At 55.7% G+C, this 4100-nt stretch carries 3 protein-coding genes, 1 pseudogene and 1 riboswitch; of the genes and pseudogenes, 1 reads left to right on the forward strand and 3 read right to left on the reverse strand.

What is annotated here, in order from left to right; all coding sequences use genetic code 11:
- From ACLL9E_RS08920 to ACLL9E_RS08930, 3 genes are all read right to left on the reverse strand, one after another.
- The coding region (locus ACLL9E_RS08920; protein WP_411291390.1) for an argininosuccinate synthase at positions 1 to 1182 on the reverse strand (1182 nt) is incomplete at its 3' end.
- Between the two features lie 47 nt (positions 1183 to 1229).
- Entirely contained in the window at positions 1230 to 1799 is a 570-nt protein-coding gene (locus ACLL9E_RS08925) for a TMEM165/GDT1 family protein (RefSeq protein WP_411291391.1), read from the reverse strand.
- Between the two features lie 92 nt (positions 1800 to 1891).
- A riboswitch (yybP-ykoY riboswitch) is annotated at positions 1892 to 2010 on the reverse strand.
- A 331-nt stretch (positions 2011 to 2341) separates the two neighbouring features.
- Positions 2342 to 3145 carry a type I phosphomannose isomerase catalytic subunit gene (locus ACLL9E_RS08930; RefSeq protein ID WP_411291392.1) on the reverse strand — a complete coding sequence of 268 codons (804 nt, stop codon included), beginning with the start codon at positions 3143 to 3145 and terminating at the stop codon, positions 2342 to 2344.
- Positions 3146 to 3275: 130 nt separating this feature from the next.
- Between ACLL9E_RS08930 and ACLL9E_RS08935 the strand changes: the two are divergent.
- Positions 3276 to 4100 (forward strand): annotated as a pseudogene (locus ACLL9E_RS08935) (malate synthase G); the annotation flags it as partial.

Genomic DNA, 4100 nt, shown 5'->3' on the forward strand with positions numbered 1-4100 from the left:
GTTCAGCTTGATGAATCCCGCAGCGTCCTTCTGGTCATAAGCGCCCGCGTCGTCCTCAAACGTAACAACCTTTTCGCTGTACAGGCTGTTCGGCGACTTACGGCCAACGACGCTTGCCATGCCCTTGTACAGCTTCAGACGTACTGTACCCGACACATGCTCCTGGCTGTGGTCGATGGCGGCCTGCAACATTTCACGCTCGGGAGAGAACCAGAAACCATTGTAAATCAGCTCGGCATATTTGGGCATGAGTTCGTCTTTGAGATGCGCCGCGCCTCTGTCCAGCGTAATGCTTTCAATACCACGATGTGCGCGCGCGTAAATCTCGCCGCCCGGCGTTTCGTACATGCCGCGCGATTTCATGCCGACAAAACGGTTCTCGACCAGATCAAGCCGGCCGATGCCATGTCTGCGCCCGAAATCGTTCAGCGCGGCCAGCAAGGTCGCTGGCGACATCGCTTCCCCGTTCAGCGCAACGCCATCCCCTTTTTCAAAATCGACAGTGATATATTCGGGCGTTTCCGGCGCATCTTCGGGGTTAACCGTCCGCGAATAAACATAATCGGGGGTTTCATCCCACGGGTCCTCAAGCACCTTGCCCTCGGATGAAGTGTGCAGCAAATTTGCATCGGTGGAAAACGGGCTTTCGCCGCGCTTGTCTTTTGGCACAGGAATCTGGTGTTGCTCGGCCCATTCAATAAGTCGCGTGCGGCTCGTCAGGTCCCATTCGCGCCACGGCGCAATGACCTTGATATCAGGGTTCAACGCATAAGCCGACAGCTCAAACCGGACCTGATCATTGCCCTTGCCCGTCGCGCCATGCGCAATCGCGTCAGCGCCGGTTTCCGCTGCAATCTCGATGAGCCGCTTTGAAATCAGCGGTCGTGCAATCGACGTGCCCAGAAGATAATCGCCCTCATAACGAGCGTTCGCGCGCATCATTGGAAACACAAAATCGCGAACAAATTCCTCGCGCAGGTCGTCGATGTAAATATGGTGATCTGGCACGCCCATCAAAACCGCTTTTTCGCGCGCAGGACCCAATTCCTCGCCCTGACCCAAATCGGCGGTAAAGGTCACCACTTCGCAGCCATATTCAACCTGCAACCATTTCAGGATGACGCTCGTGTCGAGCCCGCCTGAATAGGCAAGGACGACTTTTTTAATGCTGTCTTTGGTCATAACACTTTTTTTCCGAAGCGGTTTTGTAAGTCCGCGCGCCTAACAGCTTAGGCGGGGTTCGACAACTCCCACAGCTGCCAAAGGCCTAAGGCCAAAAACATGCCCGCCGCAATGACATGCACCGTTCGCAGCGATATTTTCGCCACCAACTGCTCGCCAAGATAGACCGCCGGTACATTGGCGATCATCATGCCCAAGGTTGTACCCGCCGCAACGGTCCAGATGGCGTGATATTGCGCACCGAGCGCGATTGTCGCGACCTGAGTCTTGTCGCCCATTTCGACGAAGAAAAAGGCGATGGCAGTGGCAAGAAACGCGCCGCGCTGCGACGCGACTTTGACGTTCTCATCGACCTTGTCCGGAACGAGCGTCCATGCTGCCATCAGGACAAACCCAACCGCCACGGCATAACGGAACGTGTCGCTGGTAAATATCCCGGCAAGCGCACTGCCCGCCCATGCGGCAAGCGCATGATTGGCTATCGTGGCGGCAAAAATGCCGGCAATGACGGGCAGCGGTTTTTTGAATCGGGTCGCGAGCAATATCGCAAGCAACATCGTCTTGTCTCCGATTTCAGCAATCGCCACGAGCACGGTGGACGCAAAAAAGATTTCCATGAGGCAATCCGGGGTCAGGCAGTTTTTCGACGCAATGCCACCGGCTACCCCGCCCGACCGGAACGGATTGCCGATGCCATTGGTCTCGCCTTGAACCGCAACGATCGTTTCCGATCTTGCGGTCCCACATGCACCATGACCTCTCGGCCAAATATGTTGATGCATGTCCCGTTCGCTTGGAACGGCTGGCTACTCCCCAGATGACTGGTTCGCCGTTAAATGCCTGAAGTACAAGATGCAAGCAGCGATATCAGTCGGGCGACGACGGACCGCCCTCAGTCGTGTTTTTGCCGCGACCCATTTGCCGGATCTTAAACTGCCGCCGCTTTCGAACATAGCGTCCAATCGCAAAAATCAATATTAGTGCCAACACCGCGCACAGCGCAAAGGCAACAATCAACCTTGTTTCCATTAAATGATATTATCCCGGAGACTCGTTTACGCGGCGAGGTTTATCGTCTGGTCCATGGCACATCAGCTAGGCGAAGTTACAATCCTTTGCAAGCCTTCTACGTAAACATGGAAGCGCAATGATGCTGCATTCACTGACCTTTTGACAATGGGCAAGCGACCAACAATACGCTGTTGTCCGGCATTTCCAGCATATTGAGTGCATTCGTTACAAGGCAGTCACCAACAACGCCCTTTTTCCCACCCAACATGATTTCGCCAGCAAGCGGAATGACAAATGATGGCCCTGTTACGTTCAATCCAGCCAATTGTTCTGCCGCGTTGATATACCAGAGTTGAAAATGCGGACCATCAACAAGCTTATGCCCGCCCGAGGCTTTGCCTGATCGCGTGTCGTTATACGGCGCGGCGACCGATACCGCGACCCCATCGTCCAAATGCAATTCGCGGGGTCGTCCATAATCGAACAGGCGATAGGTCACGTCCGCATATTGCTGCACTTCAACTAACGTCACGCCTGCGCCAATGGCGTGCACGGTGCCAGTGGAAATGTAGTAATAATCGCCAGCCGACACTGGCTTCCAATCCATCAGCGATTCGATTTCGCCTGATAAAGACGCCTGCCGAAGCTCGTCTGCGCTTAACTGCCGTTTTGTGCCGATACCCAGCGTCGCTCCGGGTTCAGCATGCACGACAAACCAGCATTCTTCCTTGCCGGATGGCAACCCTCGTTGCTGCGCCTGCGCGTCATTGGGATGCACCTGAATCGACAGCTTTTCAGACGTAAAAAGCCATTTTACCAGCAGCGGCAATACGGATTGATCCTGCGCTTCATACCAGACTTCACCAATCTGCCGCGCGTCAACCGCTCCAAATGCGGCGGGAACGTCCGTCCGACCCCATGGTTTTTCCACCAGATGCTTGTTCAATATCATAAGCAATCTTTGCCGTGTCTGCCTTTTAAATACCAGTACCGTTTTTCCTTTTGTCGACCGCCAACTCGCGTTAGGGGGAGCGCAACAATAAAACTCTCCCCAGGGCACCGTTTATTACTGGAGCCAATTCATGACCGATTATGTGACCCGCGCCGGGCTTCGTGTTGCCGCGCAGCTTGTAGAATTTACTGAAAGCCGTGCTTTATTGGGCACTGGCATAGCTGCGGATCATTTATGGCAGGGCCTCGCCGATGTGCTCGCTAGGTTTGCCCCCCTCAACCGGACACTGCTCGCCGTGCGCGACGACATCCAGGCCAAGCTCGACGATTGGCACCGCGCGCATCCCGGTCCGATTAACGACATGCAAGCCTATCAGGCGTTTCTGCGGGAGATCGGCTACCTTGTTCCTGAACCCGAAGCCTTCAGTATCGGCACGCAAAATGTCGATGCGGAAATCGCGACAATGGCCGGGCCGCAGCTTGTTGTGCCAAGCCTTAACGACCGGTTCGTCCTGAACGCCGCGAATGCACGTTGGGGCAGCCTGTATGATGCTCTGTACGGCACCGATGTTCTGTCCGCGCCAGCCGCACGGCCCGGCGGCTATGATACCGACCGCGGCGAAGCGGTTGTTGCTTATGCGCGCGACTTCCTCGACACCGCCATCCCCGGTTGGCAGGCAGCTTTGTCCGGCGGCGCGTGCCCCTATTTTGTCGCCAAGGCGCAAGACGGAGCATCCACCCGCTATGTGTTCAAGCATCACGGCGTGCACGTCGAAGTTCAGGTAAACCCGAACCACCCCGTTGGCGCAACCGATGATCTGCACGTCGCTGACGTCATCCTGGAATCGGCACTGACGACCATCATCGATCTCGAGGACTCGGTCGCCGCGGTCGATGCCGATGATAAGGTTGCGGCATATATGAATTGGTTCGGCCTGATGCGCGGTGACTTGGTC

It is taken from the genome of Sphingorhabdus sp., assembly GCF_046596595.1.
Classification (GTDB): domain Bacteria; phylum Pseudomonadota; class Alphaproteobacteria; order Sphingomonadales; family Sphingomonadaceae; genus Sphingorhabdus_B.

What these genes read in the sequence shown, in the direction of transcription:
- ACLL9E_RS08925 (WP_411291391.1), bottom strand. Translation starts at nt 1,799, where the DNA reads ATGGAAATCTTTTTTGCGTCCACCGTGCTCGTGGCGATTGCTGAAATC.
- ACLL9E_RS08930 (WP_411291392.1), bottom strand. Translation starts at nt 3,145, where the DNA reads ATGATATTGAACAAGCATCTGGTGGAAAAACCATGGGGTCGGACGGAC.